15 protein-coding genes are annotated in these 20709 nt (G+C 48.7%); 8 read left to right on the top strand and 7 right to left on the bottom strand.

All coding sequences use genetic code 11. The features are described from left to right. Nucleotides 1-1335 carry an aspartate aminotransferase family protein gene (locus ABJT94_RS05780; protein WP_348477065.1) on the bottom strand — a complete coding sequence of 445 codons (1335 nt, stop codon included), beginning with the start codon at nucleotides 1333-1335 and terminating at the stop codon, nucleotides 1-3. A 156-nt stretch (nucleotides 1336-1491) separates the two neighbouring features. Here ABJT94_RS05780 and ABJT94_RS05785 point away from each other — a divergent pair, with 156 nt between their 5' ends. Then, entirely contained in the window at nucleotides 1492-2418 is a 927-nt protein-coding gene (locus tag ABJT94_RS05785; protein ID WP_348477064.1) for a LysR family transcriptional regulator, read from the top strand. A 45-nt stretch (nucleotides 2419-2463) separates the two neighbouring features. On the opposite strand, the gene ABJT94_RS05790 is transcribed toward ABJT94_RS05785, so the two are convergent. Continuing rightward, nucleotides 2464-2817: a hypothetical protein gene (locus tag ABJT94_RS05790; RefSeq protein WP_348477063.1), complete on the bottom strand. Its 354-nt coding sequence runs from the start codon at nucleotides 2815-2817 to the stop codon at nucleotides 2464-2466. A gap of 581 nt (nucleotides 2818-3398) precedes the next feature. On the opposite strand from ABJT94_RS05790, the gene ABJT94_RS05795 reads away from it, so the two are divergent. Continuing rightward, on the top strand, nucleotides 3399-4439 hold the full coding sequence (locus ABJT94_RS05795; RefSeq protein WP_348483270.1) for a hypothetical protein: 1041 nt from the start codon (nucleotides 3399-3401) through the stop codon (nucleotides 4437-4439). 40 nt (nucleotides 4440-4479) lie between these two features. Here ABJT94_RS05795 and ABJT94_RS05800 read toward each other — a convergent pair whose 3' ends face one another. The 3 genes from ABJT94_RS05800 to ABJT94_RS05810 form a co-directional block, all read right to left on the bottom strand. Then, entirely contained in the window at nucleotides 4480-5520 is a 1041-nt protein-coding gene (locus ABJT94_RS05800) for an inovirus-type Gp2 protein (protein ID WP_348483269.1), read from the bottom strand. A gap of 351 nt (nucleotides 5521-5871) precedes the next feature. Then, nucleotides 5872-7410, bottom strand: coding sequence for a YfjI family protein (locus tag ABJT94_RS05805; RefSeq protein WP_348483268.1), 1539 nt, complete (start codon nucleotides 7408-7410; stop codon nucleotides 5872-5874). Beyond that, nucleotides 7407-7640: an AlpA family transcriptional regulator gene (locus ABJT94_RS05810; RefSeq protein WP_348474777.1), complete on the bottom strand. Its 234-nt coding sequence runs from the start codon at nucleotides 7638-7640 to the stop codon at nucleotides 7407-7409. The genes ABJT94_RS05805 and ABJT94_RS05810 overlap by 4 nt, the downstream gene beginning before the upstream one ends. Before the next feature lie 861 nt (nucleotides 7641-8501). Here ABJT94_RS05810 and umuD point away from each other — a divergent pair. From umuD to ABJT94_RS05835, 5 genes are all read left to right on the top strand, one after another. Then, nucleotides 8502-8939 carry a translesion error-prone DNA polymerase V autoproteolytic subunit gene (gene umuD, locus ABJT94_RS05815; RefSeq protein ID WP_348474778.1) on the top strand — a complete coding sequence of 146 codons (438 nt, stop codon included), beginning with the start codon at nucleotides 8502-8504 and terminating at the stop codon, nucleotides 8937-8939. An 8-nt stretch (nucleotides 8940-8947) separates the two neighbouring features. Further along, the gene (locus ABJT94_RS05820) at nucleotides 8948-9181 is read left to right on the top strand and encodes a hypothetical protein (protein WP_348474779.1); all 234 of its coding nucleotides are present in this window, start codon (nucleotides 8948-8950) and stop codon (nucleotides 9179-9181) included. Nucleotides 9182-9236: 55 nt separating this feature from the next. Beyond that, entirely contained in the window at nucleotides 9237-10256 is a 1020-nt protein-coding gene (locus ABJT94_RS05825; protein WP_348474780.1) for a tyrosine-type recombinase/integrase, read from the top strand. Further along, entirely contained in the window at nucleotides 10253-12436 is a 2184-nt protein-coding gene (locus ABJT94_RS05830) for a tyrosine-type recombinase/integrase (protein ID WP_348474781.1), read from the top strand. The genes ABJT94_RS05825 and ABJT94_RS05830 overlap by 4 nt, the downstream gene beginning before the upstream one ends. A gap of 318 nt (nucleotides 12437-12754) precedes the next feature. After that, nucleotides 12755-16249: an EAL domain-containing protein gene (locus tag ABJT94_RS05835; protein ID WP_348474782.1), complete on the top strand. Its 3495-nt coding sequence runs from the start codon at nucleotides 12755-12757 to the stop codon at nucleotides 16247-16249. Between the two features lie 82 nt (nucleotides 16250-16331). Here the strand turns inward: ABJT94_RS05835 and ABJT94_RS05840 are convergent, their stop codons facing one another. Then, nucleotides 16332-17885 carry a PAS domain-containing methyl-accepting chemotaxis protein gene (locus tag ABJT94_RS05840; RefSeq protein ID WP_348474783.1) on the bottom strand — a complete coding sequence of 518 codons (1554 nt, stop codon included), beginning with the start codon at nucleotides 17883-17885 and terminating at the stop codon, nucleotides 16332-16334. A gap of 759 nt (nucleotides 17886-18644) precedes the next feature. On the opposite strand from ABJT94_RS05840, the gene ABJT94_RS05845 reads away from it, so the two are divergent. Next, a complete protein-coding gene (locus ABJT94_RS05845) occupies nucleotides 18645-19667 on the top strand; it encodes a DUF4113 domain-containing protein (protein WP_348474784.1) in 1023 nt (340 codons plus the stop codon). Here the strand turns inward: ABJT94_RS05845 and ABJT94_RS05850 are convergent. Further along, nucleotides 19664-20434: an SOS response-associated peptidase family protein gene (locus ABJT94_RS05850; RefSeq protein WP_348474785.1), complete on the bottom strand. Its 771-nt coding sequence runs from the start codon at nucleotides 20432-20434 to the stop codon at nucleotides 19664-19666. The two genes, ABJT94_RS05845 and ABJT94_RS05850, sit on opposite strands and share 4 nt — an antisense overlap. Between the last annotated feature and the right edge of the window lie 275 nt (nucleotides 20435-20709).

Below are 20709 nucleotides of genomic sequence, written 5' to 3' on the forward strand. Positions count from 1 at the left end.
TCAGGCCGCCTGCTCGCGTACCAGCCGTTCAAAGTCAGCCAGGCTCTGGTCGAACAACTCAATGATGTCGTCGATATCCGATGCGGTTACCGTTAAAGGCGGGGTAATTAATACATGGTCTCCTTCCACGCCATTGAGACAGCGTCGCGGATAAATCAGCAGGCCGCGCGCCTTTGCCACCGCCGTGAGTTTGTCAAAGGCATTAAACGAAGCCGGGAAAGGTTGTTGGGTCGCAGGGTCTTGCACCAGCTCTACACCCTGCAATAAGCCGATACCGCGTACATTGCCAATGCAGGAGTATTTGCTGGCCAGTTGTTCGAGTTGCTGTCGTAAATAGGTGCCCTGTTCAGCGGCATTGCTGACCAGGTTTTCCGATTTCATCACCTCGATCACTGCCTGACCGGTGGCACAGGCCAGCGGGTTTCCGGCATAGGTATGGCCATGCATAAAGCCACCACTGCGGCCGACCGAGTCGACCAGCTCCTGTCGCGCCATCATCCCGGCGATGGGGTAATAGCCAGACCCGAGGCCTTTGGCCAGTGCCAGAATATCCGGTGTCACGCCGTAATGCTGGTAGGCAAACCAGGCACCGGTGCGGCCCATGCCACTGAGCACTTCATCCATGATCAACAGACAACCATACCGGTCGCACAGAGTGCGCAACCCTTCCATATACGACCGGGTAAGCATGCGACCGCCCGTGCTCGCGCCACCCACCGGCTCTACAGCAATGGCAGCGATGGTGCCTGGCCCGGCGGCGAGCATGGCGCTTTCAGTTTGATCAAGCACCGCTGCAATGTGTTCTTCCACACTGGCTTCCCGGTAACGATAGAGATCCGGCGATGGCACCTTGACTGAGCCAATGGTGATGGAACGATAAGGCGCTTCCAGGGGTTCATAGCCGGTGAGCCCCAGAGCGCCCAGAGTACTGCCATGATATGACGGTCGCAGCGATACGAACTTGCTGCGTTCAGGCTGACCCTCGGCTACGAAATACTGAATCGCGAGTTTGATCGCGCTTTCAACGGCCTCTGAGCCACTGCCGACGAAGAAGACTTTCTGCAAATCACCCGCTGTCAGCTCCACCATCGAGCTGGCCAGATCCAATGCAACCTGGCTTTCAAATTGAGTGCGGTAACTGAAGGCGACCTTATCGAGTTGGGCAGCCATGGCGCGTTTTACGGTGGGGTGGTTGTGACCAATATTGCAAGTGATGGCGCCGGAGCAGCCATCAATGTAACGACGCCCTGTGGTATCCCAGATATAAATGCCGTCGGCGTGGCTGACCAGCGGCATGTCATTGCTGGTCAGGTAAAACAAAGCGTTGCTGGACATTGAGTCGATGTTCCTTATGCACAAAGCGGTGTTTTTTTGAACGATTCCGCATTATAGGAACAGCTAAAAATTTATTTCAACGCATAATGTTTTTTCATTATTTGATGACTTATAGTCATGTTATTGTCTAAAAAACAGCGACTGAGTGCTGGCGTTATGAGTGATATAAACCTTAACTCTTTGAAATCTTTGCTGATTTTCAAAACCCTTTATGAAACCGGCACGGCCACGAGAACGGCTCGAGACCTGGGCATTACCCAGTCTGGCGTCAGCCGATCTCTCGCGCAGCTGGAAGAAAACATTGGCATCGCGCTATTCATGCGCCACAAGAAGCGGCTGGTCGCACTGCCCGAAGCCGATGAGCTTTATGGAGAGATACTGGGGTTACTAAGTAATCTGGAGAATATGAAGCACAGCATTGTGGCGTTACGTGAGTTTGGTGCTTCACGGATACGCATTGCCTGTGCACCGGCCCTTGGTTTCGCGTATGTACCTAAAACCATTGCCCGTATTCTGAGTGACAACCCGAAATACAGCGTCTACCTGGACATTATGCCCAGTCCGGAAGTGGTTCGGGCGGTTGAAGCGGGTTATTTCGATGTTGGGTTTGTTACCCTGCCAGTCACCAGCCAGGCACTGGTGGTCGACGAATTGATCTCAACTGAAGCCGTCTGCCTGATGCCGAAAAACCACAGCCTGGCCAAGGCAAGCATCATCACGACTGAAGATTTAAAAGGTCAGCACCTGGTCATTCCCAACCAGCCTAATCTCGCTGCCGACCAGCTTCTGTTGCACCTTTCGGAAAAAAACATTCGAATCGCAGGTAAAACAGAAGCCAATATAGCCTCCATTTGCTCTCTGGTTGCCAATGGCGTGGGCATCACACTGATCAACCCCATCACGGCCTACGACCACCAGGCGACGCGCGATGACCTACTGATCAAACCCTTCAAACCGGCCTTTCATTACCGTTTTGGTTTGGTTTACAAACAGAACTGGGCCAATAACCGGTTGATCGGATTGCTTAAGGAAATGCTACCGGAACTGCCGGACCACCTGGTGGCCGAGAGACTGAAAAGCTGAGCGGAGCCAGTTCAGAGCAACCGGTTTTCACAATCGGTTAAGACGTTACTCGGATATCCACCACCGATCATCGCTGAACACCAGATCGACCCTCGCCTGATCACTCCAGTTAGGGATCGTAAACTGCCCCCGGTTACCACTAACCTCAACCACAACCTCTATTTTTTTCGGTAAGGCAGGCATTCTGGACAGTTCTTCTTCTAAACTCTCAAACTCACTTCTGTCTTCGGGCAACACATGCAGAACAGCCATATCAAACTCGCTTTTCTGAACGTGATTCATAAACGCTCTGGCAACAGCGTCGGGATTACTTGAATCTGCCGAACACACCAACGCCAATAACATAGGAGCCATGCCAACGAGTTGCCTGCACTTCATTACGATTTCCCTGTGATTCATTTAACCAAGCTTCCTATAAAACAACATTAAATATTCGCATGCACCTTATTTAATGGTCAATGACCTACGCGCCAACAGCGACATCACTTTTTGACTCGCACCCGAGTTGGTACCTTAGCGATGACGCTCAGTAAACTGGCCGTCTTAGCATCAACAGCACAACAGGTTCAACCGAACCTTCTCTGTCGCTACAGACCCATGGGGCACAAAAAAGCCCCGACCACGTCAATGATCAGGGCTTTTTCAATGTTTGGTACCAGAGGCCGGACTCATAAATATGCATTAAACTCATAAATAGCGCCATAAAATCAACAAATTAAGGTTTTATAGCACCATTGATAGCACCAGTGTTATCTACCTTCGATTTTGAAGATCGACCGCAAAAACCACGATGATAATCACTTAGGATACACCGCATACAAGCGCTCCACTAACCCACGGCGCGCTAAATGATTAGCATTGGTTTAAAATTCAAGCCCGTTGGGACACTCATACTCGACTTACGACGGGCTGCCAAGTGTGATAGGTTGTGTTTCTTCAGTTCACAATTTCAGCACATTGCTGGGAGACAGTCCATTCACATGCAGGCTAAATCAAACAGCAGCTACAACATCATACCCGCAGTTCAAGTCATGCAGGATCTGTCCATTACTATTGAGACCCTTTTCGACTTGGCCAAACAGGAGGAGAGCCTCTTCCTTATCGATATACCTGATACTGTCGAAGTGTATATTAGTGACCGAGACATTCTCGGATCGACTAAAACTTATAGAGGCCGTCAATTAGGCGGAGTGCAAGAAAAGGGTGAACTGTTTCCTATTCATCAAGATATCAAATTTCTATGCATTCGTCCGTCTGAGTGTATGCCCTTGATACACCGTGAGAAAATCCGCAGTAAACTTTTCATAGCCGTAGGGACTATGCATGTGGATGGTACATTAGAGTTGTTAAATACACACAGTTACAGCAATCGATATCCGGACCAGAATCTCAAAGGATTTAACTGGTTCGGCTCCTTTCTAACGTATCAGCCTGCCCTGAAAGGTCAAAACCGTCCTGGTAAGCACCATCAACCAACTGCTGAAGCGTCTGTCTCCATTAAAATTGAAGACCTATTTCTCACTTCTGAGGATTATGGAAAGATTGCAGATAGGTCGCGTGAAACTGGTAAAGATTATGGGCGGTTTAAAGTGGAACCCTGGACCTCAACGATGCTTATCGACCTCAATGAGGCTTCGACATTGTTTTTCTCGAATAATCAAAGATCAGATAAAGCTATAGTCAAGGATTGGTTTCAAAAAAAGTGGAATAACAAGAAGGTAGGGAGGGACGTAATAGAGCAAGCAGTTAACGCAATTTTACCTGACGACTTATACAGCCATTCTGATTCACTAGAGCATATCGGACAAGAAATACTAAGCCAGTACAACGACTATGCCTCAAGCGCATTGATACATATCAATGAAGAGGCCAAACGGCATTGGAAAGATATGGAATCGAATACCACCAGAAATCGTCTTGCTAAGCGGGACACTATGATTTCTGAGTTTGTGGAAAAGGGGCTGACAAGGAAGCTTGCAGGGGCTGCATCGACCATCATCCGCCCTGATGCAAGTAGGTGATCAATTGGTATTTCTATGATTCAGAACGAAAGGGCTGAGATTACGTTTTTCTTGGCCGCCCTTTTTTTACTGCATCCAACCTAGGCATGTTTCCCCTGAAAAATGACCTGCCGCTCCTCGGAAGCAGTCTCACCCAGTAGTCCACTTTTACCAGGTAACTAGAAACATGATGTTTAAGGTTATCTATTAGCTCGAAATCATGATGATTCAACACCCCAATTCCAAGTCGCCTATACCGATGCTTATACTTATTGCAGTTGTAATATATACCCCTCCCGTCGGTCACCTCTTCTACCCAATACATACCAATCATCCTAGCCAATACTATATCCTTTCGATAGATCGAACCATCATAGAAAGCTAGAAGGTGGAAATGAAAGCCCTTGATGTATCCATACTCTAGGGTGCATGCAAAACCAACAAGGTTTCTGACAGGCTTGTTGTTATGGAGGCTAGATTGCATGCTCGCCCAGTTGCCTTTTACCTGCTTTAGGCTCTCATTCAGACCCAACCCCGAGAAAGAGCCTGCCTTATAGGCTAAATCGACGCGTATGACAACCAATCTAGAGTACTTCTCAAACAATGCGTCAATGTAGAGATCAAGACTAGTGGTTCTTTTTTTCTCTGCCCTTGAAAATCTCCTGATTAGTTTTTGGAAATCGACTGATCGCGCTTCATTTCTTATATCCTCAACCAATTGATTCAGAGCTATTACAGCCAATTGCGTCTCATGAGGTAGAATGGAATGCAAATAAGTGGGTAGATATGGGTCCACAGCTCTTGCTGCACATCGAAAAAGTAATTCTGCGTAGGGGTTCAGGGTATGGATTGGAAAGTGATACTCAAACTCTGCTTCACCAGTACGAAGGACTGAAATTAACTTCTTACCCAATTTATTCGCTTTGAAGCATGATTGACCATTCATATTGTCGATCGATTTGAATAGCCGGTCATTCCCAGCGGCAATATCCTGCACCAGCGCACTTATCATTTTAAGTTGATTTAAGAGGTCACTCTCTACTGTTAATGGAAACTGCTTTATATCATCCAGAAAGACGTCACCAACATCAGGGCTGCACATAATAACTTCTCACGTAGGTTCATAATAATCAAAATAGTTACACAGTTTCACATTCATAATGTTAAAGCACCTTTAGAATCAACAGATTGAGGTTTACTTATTCCAGATATACAGACCTTTCCATAATTCTCTGTATTTAACCGATGACTTATAGTGTTGGACTTAGCTCGATGCTTTGTGATCACATACTGAGATTGATTAGGGTTAATTTATATTGCCTATTGATAATTAATTTAATTTTAATTGTATAATACTACAGATCGACTTTTTCCTTTGAAGCCAATTTAATGCAGGTAAACCTTTAGCATATATACGAGTTACGATATTTTTTCCAATAATAGTTAGTGACATTTAGCCTGAGAGAATTGGACCCCTTACCTGTCCGAATATTGCAATCTGCATTGCTCCGTCATCATTTGGATACCATGGCATTAAATCTACGATGGCGACCTTCCCTACCACAAGGGTATTAATTTCGCCATTGCATTGTAGAAAGTTTAGCGCTACTTGAAGTCGATGCTTCTCCCGAATGCGGTTCGGACCGTATTGACGAATATGGTTTTTCCGAATGTACCGGTGACCACGTGATCGACTATTATTCAGCCAAATGTACAATTCATTTGTATCCAATACCTCCTGAGGTGGCGCTAAGAATATGTCAAGAAACTGATCCGAATGCCAAAAACCAATGTTGATTGCCACTTCAAGTGTTTCTCTGGAAATGTCTCCTTCAAAATTCTCAAATTTGTGTAAGTTAGCAGCGACTCGAACGATATTGTCGGCAAGCTTTGCCGCATGATCTCCGGCATGCTCGAACCTCCCACCTGGTCTTATTTCTGCCTCTATCGCATTTGTCATCTCCAGCCATCGTTCACACGCTTCAGAATTCAATTTGACAAGCTGTCTTTCTGCCCCTGGAGTTTCCTGGGTTGAATCGTTCTCCTCTAGTATTTCTTTTATACGTGCATTGTAGTTCTCTCGGTGCTCCCATGATTGTGTGGAATTTGAGATAAAGCGTGTACCCTGGGTAGTTATCGGTTCAGCTACCAGATAGCGTGCCCACAACCCTGAGCCTCGGGTAGCGCCTCCCCTTTTATCTTGGTGTTTATCGAATACCTCTCTTTGTACCATTAAATCTACTGTTAAGCGGCCCCCTGTAAGGTCAAAACTCGGCCTCGTCTTAAGATCAACAGTAATTGGATCACCACTCCAGATTGCATTCTGCTTAGTGAAGTCGTTAAATGCGGTACTATTTAATACCCCCCCTCCTTCACTTGAGATCAAGCCTGCAGTTGACGAGTTCTCATTAAGCCCACTGTACAATGCTTCGGTAGTAGAGTTTTCGTAAATCAGCTTGAACCGCTTTGGCTTTCTCGGCTCATCGTTTTCTATTTCTACCAAAATAAACTCTTCTTGTGCAGAAGGAAGGCCGCTGGCAACTCTTTTTTCTATAGCCCTCAAAAGAGCTCTTCGTCGAGCCTTCCAAGCATCATGCTTTGCCTTCCACACAGAATACTTTTCATGATATCTATCCCTCTGTATCTTTTCGAAGGTCCGAATCGCTTCAAATGAAACATTTTCAACAGAGGACTTTCGCTCCCCGGAAGCTGCAAAAGTCAGTAACATTAATGATACTGGTGCCTGCTGCCCATTCGGTTTTTGTACATCCATCACTCCTTGCTGGCTCAAAGAAAGAGCACCGAGAACACAACTGGTAATTATCGGCCTTGGTGCTTGGATATTCCTCTCTACTTCGTCAACAAACGAATTGAACAGCGGTAAACTATTCGTAGAGGGGAACGGCTTATCATTCCCATAATAAGGAGGAATCAACGGCACACTCCAGCCCCATAATTGTGGGTTAAGTCCGTAATTTTTGTTGAAGGTCATGATGCTGCCCTTGATGAGGATACACACTCTGCAAGCCAAGCATTTATCTCTGACTCAATCCATCCAACGGCCCCTCTTCCCAGGCGTATTTGTCTTGGAAATGTAGGATCATGTAGCTTAGAAGTTTTATCAAGCTTGGCGTAAATGGTTGATCGACACAATCCTGTGCGCTCCATTACCTGCCTCAATCTTAGGATGTATAAACCAGTATTATGATGATAACTAGACATTCTTAACTCCTCTGTTGATGTCTGAAATCCATACTAGACTGCCAAGTCAAGATGTCATACTGCGTTAGCATAACTTCAACTAACGTTACTTTTGAAGGAAGCACCACCTACAGTAATTCACACCTGTGTTGGAACAATACTTTTTGCACCTGAAAACTACTCTTCGCCATTACTATTGAAATGGGCAACTAATCGCACTGGGGGTGTAAACCGGGTCAGCAGGATCATGATGGTAGCTACAATTGCTACTAGTAGCAGGTTTAGCAGCTGTAGTAGCCTGGTTATGAGACAAGAAACCCTCACTAACAATGCCCACTTGGCTCGCTCATTCGTATAAGGGATAGAGAGAGGCAGAGTAAAAGCTTCGATTGAATCTGTCTGGAAGATAGCCAAGACTTTAGGGTGTAAGCCGTCCGAGCTATAGGCAGATGCCGAGTAACGGAATGCAGCAGAGGAATAACATGGGCGGCGTGAGGTTCTTCGAATGCTAGACCGAGCCGTATTCTTCCGGAGAGGCAGCCCCTAAATGACACATCCAAACTGTCATACCAGAGAAATCGCTCTCATCGGGACTTCCATACAGACTCATCAACCTAACCTATCAAAGAAGTGGTTATGATAGATATTCATGCAAGTACGCCATACGCCCATGCCCATGCCCAGCGCTCCGATTGAACCTCATCTACAAAGGTTCACAATATTTTTGGAGTACATATAACACTGTACAAACGCTTACTATAGAGCCCTCCGAAACTCAATGGAGTCCTAGAGGAGTCGACGTTATCAGCATCGAAAGCACACTCAGGCTTGCTCTCTGGCTGGCCTTGCTTAGAATACTGTTTATTTATACAGTAGAGCGTTATGAAAGCAGTACTCTTTGACCTTACTGATAACCCCCTTCCCAGCACCGTCCCCCTCTATGCGGACCCAGTTCATGCGGGCTTCCCGAGCCCGGCTCGGGATCACCTGGACAGTCAGCTGGACTTCAACGAACTGATGATCAGGCGCCCAGCCGCCACCTATGTGCTCCGGGCCGAGGGGCAGTCTATGGTGAAGGGTGGTATTGCGCCCGGCGACTACCTGGTGGTGGATCGGGCCGTTGAGGCTATGCATGGGCACATAGTTGTCGCTGCCGTGGATGGCGACTTCCTGGTGAAGCGACTTCAAACCAGTCCCTGTATGAAACTGATTGCCATGAGCGATGATCACCCGGACATCGAGCTGACCGGTGACCAGCAGCTCGAAATCTTCGGCGTCGTCACCTTTGTGGTCAAACCCATGCTGGGAGGTGATGTCTGAAACCGACGGTGATCGCGCTCATTGACGTGAATTCAATGTATGCCTCCTGCGAACAGCTGTTCCAGCCTCGCTTTAGAGGCCGGCCTGTGGTGGTTCTGTCCAATAATGATGGCTGTGTCATTGCCCGGTCGGCCGAGGCTAAGGCAATGGGTATCCCCATGGGAGCGCCGATGTTCAAGATTGGTGATCTGGTAAGGCGTAACCAGGTAACGGTGTTCAGCTCGAACTATGCCCTGTATTAAGTTAGGTGGAATGCTTTTGAGCTAATCTGTATCCGTTGACGCTCAGGAGGCGCCTATGGCCACCACCCCATTGCACAAACAAGTGTTAAGTCGTTATCCCAGTGTTCAAGCATGGTTGGAGCTACTGTGTAATCTGGGGCGTGCGCAGGCCACCCTAGACGCCTATGGCCGCGCCCTTACGCATTACTTATTGTATTGCGAAGAGATTGGGCAGAAGCCCGAATTTGCGACATTCGAACAAGTAACGCTATACATCCGTGAGCTGTTACCCGGTGCCAAAAGCGCGGTGGCAAATTCAACTTTGCATCAACGGCTTACCGCTATCCGGTTGTGGTACGATCATCTGGTTTTTCAGGGACTTTGCAAGCAGAACCCTATACCTCGGGGACAGCACGGTCGACTGTGCCAAGTGCCTGAACATGGCGGGTTTGTCAGAGGCATGCTCCCACGATTGATGAAGTTGCCAAATATTCCGACCGATGAGCAGTGGCGACACTTTCTCAGTATTGCAGCCAGGTCTTCTATCCGCGACCGACTCATGTTGTCGTTGGCGTATTTTGGGGCACTACGCCGTGCCGAGTTGGTGGCCTTACGGATTGAGGATCTAGACGTTGCACATCGACTAGTCTCAGTGCGAGCGGAAACGACCAAAGGCAAACGAAGCCGCATCGTCTGTTACAGCCCTGAAATTGCACCTGTATTAGTCGAGCATCTACATGCTCTTCGGGGCGCGGGCTGGAAACGAGGCTCGTTATTTCGATCAGAATCAGATCGCAATCGAGGCTCGTCACTGACCCGTTGGACGTGGAGTAAAACGGTTAAAGGGTGGGCCAATGAGGCAAAGCTGTCGCACCTGAGCACTCACACTTTTCGACACCTTCGGCTTACCCACCTGGCCCGTGCTGGTTGGAAGCTCCATGAATTGACTGCATATGCTGGCCATCGAGATCCCAAAACCACTTTGGTTTACTTGCACTTATCGGGCACAGATCTAACTGCAAAGATGGCTCATTCCATTGGCAGTCTCGATGCCCGGATGTTTTGTGAACTCTTTGGATCTGAGGCATTGCAATGAGCGCACCCTCCGTAACCTCCTATGTTCCGTTCGATGCGAGCCAATACGAACGTCAGAATGAACTATCGAATATAGAGCTGACCAAACTTTCGAATCGCCTTTACCGCTCAGACTGGCACTACCTCCAATCAGAGATGCCTGGGCTCATGAAGCCGCTGGTTGATGTGGCGACTCACAGCGGCGTTTCCAAGCGATTAGCAATCGATTCAGTGGCAGCCATCCTCTGGAATGTCAGCAAGCTTGGTCAATCCTACTGGTGTTGGTCAGAGTCGCAGTGGTTGACCTTGCTTCATGGTCGAGCAGGGTCACGACCATACCTTGCTTCCGTCGCCTACCACCTCGGCGGCTTTCAAACCCCGCAGCGTATCACCAAGTTTCGACAGCCGGCGTTATATGCTTCTTCTATCTTCGGTCCTGTAGTGTTCGCACAAGAGCATGCTCGCTTGAGCGAAGTGCTGAGTTCGCTAGGCTATGCTGCGCGCAACCTTGAGCAGCTCTTATCCTGTGTTCTGGGCGCCTTGATGTTGGAAAACGGCGATCCGCGGTTGGAGACTTTTACCGAGGAGCTGTTATTGAGGGGCCAGCAGCATCGAAGCAAAGGTATCGCCAGATCGGTCGGAAAAGTGTCTCACGGCCTCGCTGCTATGGGGATTATAGAGAAGCCTCTGCGTATGCGAGGCTATGCCAGTTGGCGGGATAAAAGCGTTGACGGTATCGATCCTATTTGGGCAACGTGGTGCCGTCGATGGCGAGACACCTCCACCTTGCGCCCTCGCACACGTGAAAGTAATTACAGCTTCATTTTGAGAACCGGAATCTGGCTAGCTCGTGAGCGCCCAGAAATTGCAGCGCCCACCGATTGGAGCATGTCCACTTGCGCTGCGTTTATTGCCGCTGTGGACCGGATGACCGTCGGTGAATGGGCTTTGCAATCAGCGAAGGGAACACAGCTCAAAGGACTTGGCCAGCCTATCGCTGCCAACTCAAAGCGAAGCTTTTTGCATGCTATGCGACGTTTTTTCATAGACTTCGAACTCTGGGGTTGGGGACGTTTGAAGTTCAGTCCTCGACATCACTTGGCTGCGCCGCGATCCGTGGCTTTTAACTCGGGTATAAACCCCCGCATTATTGATGACTCGACCTGGCTCAAGTTAATTTGGGCGAGTCTTAATATCGAACGTAAAGATTTGCTTTCAGAAATTCACTATCCCCTGTCGATGGTAAAAGCCATGGCCGTGCTGTGGACGCATGCGGGCCTGCGAAGTAATGAGATTATACGGCTGGAGAAAAGTTGTGCACATCCACAGACTCATGATGTGGTTAACGAGGACGGAACAATCGTCCCGGCAGGAACCCTATGCTACCTCGACATTCCTGCGAGTAAGACGTTCAAAGCATTCGTCAAACCTGTAGGGGTAGTTATAAAGGAGCGCATTGACGCCTGGCTGCAGGAAAGGCCGGCCAACCAGGCCGTATTGCTCGATGAGCGAACCGGGGAGAACGTTAGCTACTTATTTCAGTTTCGAGGCAAGCGTATAGGTTCAAGTGTCATCAACAGAACCATCATTCCAATGCTGTGCGCCAAGGCGGGTGTGCCACTGGAGGACAGTCGCGGGCGAATCACCAGTCACAGGGGGCGGGCCTCCGCAGTGACGGCACTTGCCAGCGTCCCTCAAGGCATGTCGCTTATCGAGCTGATGCAGTGGTCCGGGCATAGCTCGCCGAATTCGACTTTGCATTACATTCGAATTCGGCCTACAAAGCTGGCAGCATCCTTCGTTAAAGCAGATCAAATGGCTCACATGGTCTCCGTTTTGGTCGACCATGACGTAATTGCTCGCCATACAGGTGAACCCTACACCTTTTATGACTTGGGCGACTCGTACTGTTCAAATCCTTTTTGGAGCAGTTGCCCACATCGCATGGCCTGTGCTGGGTGCGACTTCAACTTGCCGAAAGCTAGCGCAAGGGCCCAGGCATTAGAAAGCAGAACGTCCATCAAACGGTATTTGGAAGCAGTTCCGCTGACTGCGGATGAGCGGGAAATAGTGGAAGGCGATCTGGCGAAATTAGACGGACTCATTCGAAAGCTGGACAGTGTGCCGACCCTGGACGGTAGAACCCCAAGTGAAATTGATGCTGAAAAGGCGATCATAGAAAGCGATCGAAAGGCTAGATAAAGTCTGAGGGGGTTTCGACCAACGTCTCTCTGCTTGTATTGGTACCACCTTGAACCTAGAAAGGTGAAACATCCGGATGCGTACAGTTGAGCATACTGGACCTCGATTAATATATTTTATTGGTATTTTAACTACAATATATTCCATCTATCGACATGTTTGATCCTTTTGGCCAATGGTAATAGCCCTGCCATAGACAAGCCACATCAGCGGCTTGGCAAGCCATTAGCCTCAAGCAAAACCATGAATATTGCTATAAACTGTACATTCTACTATATATCAACTCTTTAAACGTCGCAGTTTCAGGTATTGGTTCTTATGACTGATCGGGATGACACACAGGGCGAGACAGAACGACTGAACAGTCTTTATCGCCTGAATTTACTGGATACATCGCCCGAGAAGCGATTTGATCACATCACTGAACTGGCGAGAGGTGTATTTGTCTGTGATGCGGCAATGATCTCCCTGGTCGACGAAAAGCGCCAATGGTTTAAATCCCATCCGGGGCTGGATCTTCACGAAACACCCATAGAGCAGTCATTCTGTGTGCACGCCATAAAGCAGGACGGTGTATATGTCATAGAAGACACTTTGTCTACTTCGTTGTTTAGCAACAACCAACTTGTCACAGATGCCCCCGGAATACGATTCTATGCCGGTGCTCCGCTTTTTTTAGTCGATGGTCAAAAAATCGGCACCCTGTGCCTGATTGATTCCTCCCCCCGCGCTTTCTCCGAGCAGGACAGACTACACCTCCGACTACTGGCAGACATCACTGAGGGCCAGGTGAGCCTGACCGACCAGATGGCGTTGAACCAACATGACCTCCAGCAACAAGCCTACTCCAAAGCGGTTTTGACGGCGATGCCGGACATGATCTTCGTTGTCGATAACAAGGGGGTTTTCCTGCAATCTAACGATCACGCCAAGCAAGCAGTGAAAAATGATGATCTGCTTGGAAAGACACTTCACGACATTTTGCCAGTAGATCTGGCTGACAAGGGAATGGTCGCAATTGATCAGGCGATTGCATCGGGCGATCAGGTTACCTATGAATATCAGATGGATATCGAGGGGCCCTCGTATTACGAAGCACGGGTTAAGTCTTTAAACAATGATCAGGTGATTTTTGTTATTCGGGATATTACCAGCGAGGTCATTGCCGAGGCCGAACTCACCAAGAGTCGGGCGCTGGTCAACGCGATCGTTAACGCTCAGTCCCAATTCATCCACGAGGAGGTATCGGAACAAATCTTTCAGATGCTGTTGGATGACTTGCTAAAAGTGACTGAAAGTGAATACGGGTTCGTGGGTGAAGTCCGATTCGAGAACGAGCAGCCTTACATCGTAGCAAAAGCGATCAGTGAGGTTTTAGATGACAATAGATTCTTCGAAAAAAATCTACAGGAAGCGGAAGGTGAGCTTGAGTTCCGACGAAGCGATACCTTATTGGCAGCTACACTGAATTCGTCAGACTACCTGATTTCCAATTCCCCACATACCGACGACCGGCGAGGTGGCGTGCCGGACGGACACCCAACTCTGGCGTCTTTTATCGGCATTCCCATGCGCTCCGATGGCAAACTGATTGCAATGCTTGGCCTTGCGAATCGGCAGGGAGGTTACCACGACGACGATTACCAGGCCTTAAAACCGTTAATCAACACCATTGGGCAGCTATTTGATGCGATTGACCGACGCAGCAAAGCAGACTGGTCGAATCGACAGATTCATCTGCTGTCAGAAGTAAGCCGCCAAACCTCAAATGGCATTATTATTTCAGACTTGGAGGGACGTATTGAGTGGGTAAACGATGCCTTTCAATCAATAACGGGTTATGAGTTTGACGAGGTGGTTGGAAAAATACCGGGGAGTTTTCTGCAAGGGCCAGAAACCGACCCCGAGGTCGTTGAGTACATGGGGTCCTGTATCAGGGCTCAACAGGGTTTTAGTGTTGAATTGATTAATTATACTAAAACACACAGGCCATACTGGATTGACGTCAGCTGCTCTACTTTAAAGGATAAATCTGGCAAAGTGACCGGTTTTCTGGCTATTCAAAACAACATCGATGACCAGAAAAGAAATGAGATAGCAACCAAAGACAGCTTGCGATTGCAACAAGCCATTTTAAACACGATGACCGATGGCCTTGTTACCACTGACAGTAAAGGCATTATACAGACGTGTAACCGTGCTACGGAAAGGATTTTTGGATATGCCTCGGAAGAACTGATTGGTAAAAGCATCAAAGTTTTTATGCCCGAGATTTACTCAAAACACCACGATAAATACATGGAAAGCTATAAGTCCAATGAGAGTAAGTTCAGTATTATGGGTCGTACCCGTGATCTCACTGGAAAAAGGAGTGACGGTACATATTTCCCACTGGAAATCGCTGTTTCAGAAACACAACATGAAGGGTCAACACTTTATGTAGCGGTTATTCGCGATATCACTGAGTCAAAAAACCAACAAATGGCGATTGAAAAACTGGCCTATTTTGACCCATTAACTGACTTGGCGAATCGACGATTGCTGGATGACAGGATTCAACAGGTGATGGCGTTAAGCACGCGATCCAATAGCTATTCTGCGATGCTACTTTTTGACCTTGATGATTTTAAAAATATCAACGATTCCCTGGGTCATCGGTTTGGTGACCGGTTGTTGATTGAGCTGGGCCATCGCATCAGTAACAATGTCTGGCACGGGGATACCGCTGCTAGGTTAGGTGGCGATGAATTCTGTTTGTTATTGACATCATTAGGTGATAATGAAATCCAGGCGATGGAGCGTGCGAGTGTTGTTGCAGATCGGGTTCTTGAAGAGATGAGGAAGCCTTACTTCATCGACGAACGTCGTCTGAAAACCTCGGCAAGCATCGGTATTTCAATTTTCAAGGGGGAGTCTGTTGAGCAAAGTGACTTGATGAGGCAAGCCGACATAGCAATGTATGAAGCTAAAAAGCAAGGCAAAAACCGGGTTTGTTTTTTCAATAGGGAGATGGAACAACGGATATTGCTGCGTTTGGAGCGGCAGCAAGACCTTCGTCAAGCCATAGCGGAGGATGCACTGCTAGTCCATTACCAGCCAAAAGTTGACCAAAATTCAAACATTGTTGGATTGGAAGCTCTGGTTCGGTGGTTTCATCCAACTGATGGTTGGATAAGCCCGGAAGAGTTTATTCCGATAGCTGAAGACCACCAACTTATAATTCCATTGGGTAACTTTGTCTTGCGTCAGGCCCTTAAGGACTTAGAACGATGGCTTGTTATTAACCCTGAGCTAAACTGGACACTCGCTGTAAACATCAGCCAATACCAACTTTCTTCAGAGCTCTTTCAGCATCAGGTCGACATGTTACTCCAAGAGATTAATGTCAACCCGGCCTCGCTGATGTTGGAAGTGACTGAAAGCGCACTGGCTGAACAAATAGACATCAGTATTCTACACATGAATGCCCTTAAGGAGCTGGGAGTAACCTTTTCGCTAGACGACTTTGGGACCGGCTATTCCTCCTTGGCTTATTTGAAACAATTGCCGATTAAGGAATTGAAAATAGACAAAAGCTTTGTCAACGACCTTCCTGGCGGTGTTGATGATGTGAAAATAGTCAACTCGATTTTGTCTCTGGCGAAAGCCATGGATCTGGATGTGGTCGCTGAAGGGGTGGAGAGCATTGAGCAATTTAATTTTCTGATAGAAGGTAAATGTGACCAGTTTCAGGGGTACTATTTCAGTCGGCCCTTGGCCGCTTCAGACATTGATGTATTGGCCAATGATAATCGGCCACTGATCTCGAAGTAATGGCAGCATTGTAGCGACTGCCATTACCTCGTAGTGAACCCCATCCCTGCATTGTTTAACCGAACCTGTTACGCCAAGATTCCTACCGTTTAAAACTCGTTACCAGTTCCTCAAGTTCAGCAGCAACCTTTGTAACCAACCCTATTCGCTCGGCCGCATGAGTCGACAGCTCGGCGTTATTGGTGGCCAAGGTAGAGATCGTTACGATCTGTTGATTTATTTGCTCTGACACCTGTGCCTGTTCTTCAACAGCAGCCGCCATTTCCTGCGACATATCGGCGATCCCATTAACCGACTCAGCAATACCAGAGAGCTTTTCAGATGAAATGCGTACTTGTTTCAACCCCTCTTCTGCATCCTTTTGACCTTCGTCGGCCACTGTCATTGCTTGTTTGGCTCGATTCTTCAGTTCAGCAATGATGGAGTGGATTTCCTGCGTCGACCCCTGGGTGCGTTGTGCTAATTGACGTACTTCATCAGCCACTACCGCAAAACCCCGGCCAGATTCGCCAGCCCGCGCTGCTTCGATGGCCGCATTCAGTGCCAAAAGATTGGTCTGTTCGGCAATTTGCTCAATGATCTGGGCGGCGCCCATGATGGTCTCGGTTTGCTTTGATAAATCGCCGACAGCTTTGCTGATGTCGTCGACCTTGGTTTTCAACTGTTCAATGGCTTGCTGGGTTTTTCGCGAGACAGAAGCACCGTCTTTGGCGAGGCCACTGGCTTCTTCCGCTTTATGAGCGGTTTGCTGAACATGGCTGGATACTTCGTTGATAGTCGCTGTCATCTCGTTCATGGCCGCCGCTACCTGATCTGACTCCGCCTGCTGCTTGAGCATTTCAGACTGTGCTTCCGTTGCCATAGCCAGTGCGTTGGAGGCATCGCCGCTTGCGCGAACGGACGCATCCTGGATGCGAGTCAGGACAGTATCGAGATGTGCCTGTTCGCTCATGATAGCGACTTTCAGTCGCCCCAGATCCCTGGTGTCATCTGTATAGCTTTTAACGGCTAAATCATGTTTGAACGCTTTTCCAAGTAAACCGTTCAGACCCGACATCAGGTTTTTGCGAGATGTTAGCCACCAAGCTGAAAGTCCCAGCAGCGCAAGCAATGACAGTACATTTGCCCAGATAAGCTGACCAACTATCAATAGTGCTACAGTACCGATAGTAGCCAGCGCCGTCACCAAAACCTGGCTGGGAGGCAATGACGCACCTGATTTAAAGCCGGATTTTTTGATCTTCCGGTATAGCTTTGCAGCTCGCTGTACATCAGACCGCTCGGGTACCCGGCGAACGGATTCATAGCCAACCACCTCCCCGTCTTCAGTCACTGGCGTTACATAGGCGTTTACCCAGTAGTAGTCGCCATTTTTGCATCGGTTTTTGACAAGCCCCATCCAGGGCTGGTTGGCTTTGAGATGAGACCACATCACCTCATAGGCTTCTGATGGCATGTCCGGATGGCGAATAATGTTATGGGGCTGACCAATAAGTTCTTCTCGATTAAAGCCACTTACCCGCACAAAGGCATCATTGCAGTGTTTAATACGTCCACTGCGATCGGTGGCTGAAATAAGCTTCTCATCGGGCGAAAAGGTAACTTCACGATCAGTAACCGGTTGATTGTTTCTCACTGAGCACATCCTCGTAAGCTTAAATCCAAGTCAAAGTCGGCTTCAGTGATTAACCATTACTTCACTTTTGCCGGTCCTACTACTTTTGGCTCGAAGCCTTCATCAGTAAATCAATAAAAATGAGACTTACTTGCATTTAATGCTTTGTGCTAAAAGTAACTGCTATCGTCCATGTATCGCTACTGGTTTGCTTCGTATATCGGCACGAATGTACAAAACATAACCTACTGTGAGCAGTGTTGCTCGGTAATTTTTTAATTATTCTTCTAGTAGTGGGTGGCTTGGTTGAATTGTTGCCGTAATCACTTGCGGTACAGGCGGGAGTTCTCCTGGTTTTGCTGGTTCCCTGTTCTGAGTGGTTTATCAGCTTTGCGCACCTGGGCAGGGGTGAGGCCGGGCGAGCCATCGCTGGAACGCCAATACTTCTGCTGGTTCAGTTTTTGCCTTACCCTTTTGCCTCTGGCTATTCTTGGGTACGGAATGGTTTGAAACGGCTATCAGCAGCCACCTGCTCGGCGCTTTCGGGAGGTTAATTCTTACACTCCTGGTCCGGGTTTGGGTAACCGAACTCCTGGCCGAGCGCAGTTCAAGGGCCGGAGACCTGGCGTACCGCCGTGGTAGTCATTGTCCTCCAGTCGATGATGATGTTACTCAGGATGGTGGCTTACCTGCTCTGGGTGCCGAGCAAATTGACCCTAGCACCCTAATAGCTAGCCGTCTAAAATACTGTTTGACTTTCCATTCCACATAAACGGCAATATGTCGGCTCGGGTCATGGAGACGATTGAATCGCTGGTACCCCGGGTTGAGGTCTACAGCATTGATGAAGCCTTTGCGGACCTAACGGGTATCGACTCTGTCGAGCCGGTATGCCGACAGATCAGGGAGACTATATACCGGGATGTCGGGCTTCCCGTCTGTGTAGGGGTCAGTTCAACCAAGACACTGGCAAAATTGGCCAATCGAGCTGCCAAAAAATATCGGGGTGCCCACGGCGTGGTCGATCTAACCGACCCCCAGCGGCAAAAGAAACTGTTGGCGTTAACGGATGTGAGCGATGTCTGGGGTGTCGGACCCCGACTGGTAAAGCGACTGAGGGCGATGGGCATACAGACGGCGCTGGACCTGGCGCAGTCCGACCCAGCCCAGATCCACTCCCAATTCTCGGTGGTATTGGCCAGAACGGTCCGCGAACTCAACGGGGAATCCTGTATAGAGCTGGAGACCGCCCAGCCAGAGCAACAGCTAATTATGTGCTCCCGTTCCTTTGGTCAGCGGGTTACCGACCGCAACGCTTTGCGGGAGGCCTTGGTTCGACATACCGCCAATGCATGTCAGCGGCTCCGTTCCCAATCGATGGTGGCTGGCCAGTACAGTTTCTTTATTCGAACCAGCCCTTTTTCAGGTGATCCTTACTACTCCAATAGCATCAGCGAAAAGCTGCCCTGGCCAACGGACGATACCAGCGTACTGCTAAACCGGGCCAATAGATTACTAGACCACATATGGAGAGATGGGTTCAGGTACGCCAAAGCGGGTGTTCTGCTGACGGACCTTTACCCACTGACGGCCCGGCAACCGGATCTGTTTCAGGAATCAGGTAACCAACCCAGGCGGCAAGAACTACTGAGTCTGCTCGACCGACTGAATAGTGAATGTCGGGGGGCGGTAACTTTCGCCAGTGAAGGTACAAAGAACGGCCCTACTACTATGCGCCAGGATCGACTATCACCCCGGTTCACCACACGTTTCACTGAAGTACCGAGGGCGCGATTGGATTAACCGTTGCCTGTCTTTGATCCTGGTACTAACGAAACTGGATCTCCAATAGGTTCGAAAGCTGGTTCGTTTACCGGTACCGCCTCCAGCGATCGTCTGTAATCAGTGGTATTGAACAGCGGTTCGAATTCTTCATGTGGAATACTCTTGTCCAACCAGCTGCTGAGTTCGTTCTGTTGCAACTCCAGGGGAAACGACTTGTAGTGGATGTCTAGGAAATCAGGGTGGGGTGGCAAGGTAATGACCCCGGTGGACACCAACGGCTGCCCATCAGGCTCTATCCAGTGCTTGCACATGGCCCCGAGCATCATAATCTTGCCCGGGTCGTGAATCAGGTATCGGTGTTTGGCAATGGGGCGTGGAGGCTTTTTCTGTTCATCTGGAGTCAGCGCCGTGTAGAGTCGGCCCCCAGGGTATATCGGCTGCCATTCGAAGAAGCCGCGTGCAAATACGACCGCTCGATAACTACGCGGCGGGATTGAATGCATCTTTGATGTCAAAATTCGGCGCGACTGGCAATTGAATGAAGCCCATTTGGTATCGGGCTGCAGCGTGTTCTTGTCGAGCTTCAGCCACCACACAGCGGACATAACCTGACGGCCTTCCTTCGTAAGCACTATGCTTAGAACCCGGTCAGTAGGTCGCAACTCGCGCTTCGGATTAACGACCGTGCCCAGAATGTTTTCTATCTCTGCCCGAGTGTAGCCCGCCTCAGAAAGGATTCCGGGTAATGCAGGGTGGTCGTTAACGTTGTAGATTGCGCCGCACATCTTCTTTCACTCCAATTGCTCCGAAAGGTAATCTCGTCAATTTTCAGTATAGCAAGGCCATGCAAGCACGCTCGTGCTCAATCGTTGATAGATACGAAGACATATGTGGAGGTACCGGCGCGTCAAAAATGGTAACATCGGAGTGGACTTAATGAATGAAGCTAGGTCCTAGGTGTGAAAGTGATGGCCCTTTGTTCAAAATGTGATCCATGGTTGAGTGAACTTGAGTGGGAGAGGCACCACCGAAGTAAAAACCAAAGGATTTACACACCTTG

The organism is Saccharospirillum sp., assembly GCF_039982735.1.
Taxonomy (GTDB): Bacteria; Pseudomonadota; Gammaproteobacteria; order Pseudomonadales; family Natronospirillaceae; genus Saccharospirillum.

Bases quoted from the DNA above. Each gene is read 5' to 3' on its own strand.
- ABJT94_RS05785 (WP_348477064.1), top strand. From the start codon at position 1,492: ATGAGTGATATAAACCTTAACTCTTTGAAATCTTTGCTGATTTTCAAA.
- ABJT94_RS05830 (WP_348474781.1), top strand. From the start codon at position 10,253: ATGAGCGCACCCTCCGTAACCTCCTATGTTCCGTTCGATGCGAGCCAA.
- umuD (WP_348474778.1), top strand. From the start codon at position 8,502: ATGAAAGCAGTACTCTTTGACCTTACTGATAACCCCCTTCCCAGCACC.
- ABJT94_RS05795 (WP_348483270.1), top strand. From the start codon at position 3,399: ATGCAGGCTAAATCAAACAGCAGCTACAACATCATACCCGCAGTTCAA.
- ABJT94_RS05800 (WP_348483269.1), bottom strand. From the start codon at position 5,520: ATGTGCAGCCCTGATGTTGGTGACGTCTTTCTGGATGATATAAAGCAG.
- ABJT94_RS05805 (WP_348483268.1), bottom strand. From the start codon at position 7,410: ATGACCTTCAACAAAAATTACGGACTTAACCCACAATTATGGGGCTGG.
- ABJT94_RS05780 (WP_348477065.1), bottom strand. From the start codon at position 1,335: ATGTCCAGCAACGCTTTGTTTTACCTGACCAGCAATGACATGCCGCTG.
- ABJT94_RS05850 (WP_348474785.1), bottom strand. From the start codon at position 20,434: ATGTGCGGCGCAATCTACAACGTTAACGACCACCCTGCATTACCCGGA.
- ABJT94_RS05835 (WP_348474782.1), top strand. From the start codon at position 12,755: ATGACTGATCGGGATGACACACAGGGCGAGACAGAACGACTGAACAGT.
- ABJT94_RS05790 (WP_348477063.1), bottom strand. From the start codon at position 2,817: ATGAATCACAGGGAAATCGTAATGAAGTGCAGGCAACTCGTTGGCATG.
- ABJT94_RS05845 (WP_348474784.1), top strand. From the start codon at position 18,645: ATGTCGGCTCGGGTCATGGAGACGATTGAATCGCTGGTACCCCGGGTT.
- ABJT94_RS05810 (WP_348474777.1), bottom strand. From the start codon at position 7,640: ATGTCTAGTTATCATCATAATACTGGTTTATACATCCTAAGATTGAGG.
- ABJT94_RS05825 (WP_348474780.1), top strand. From the start codon at position 9,237: ATGGCCACCACCCCATTGCACAAACAAGTGTTAAGTCGTTATCCCAGT.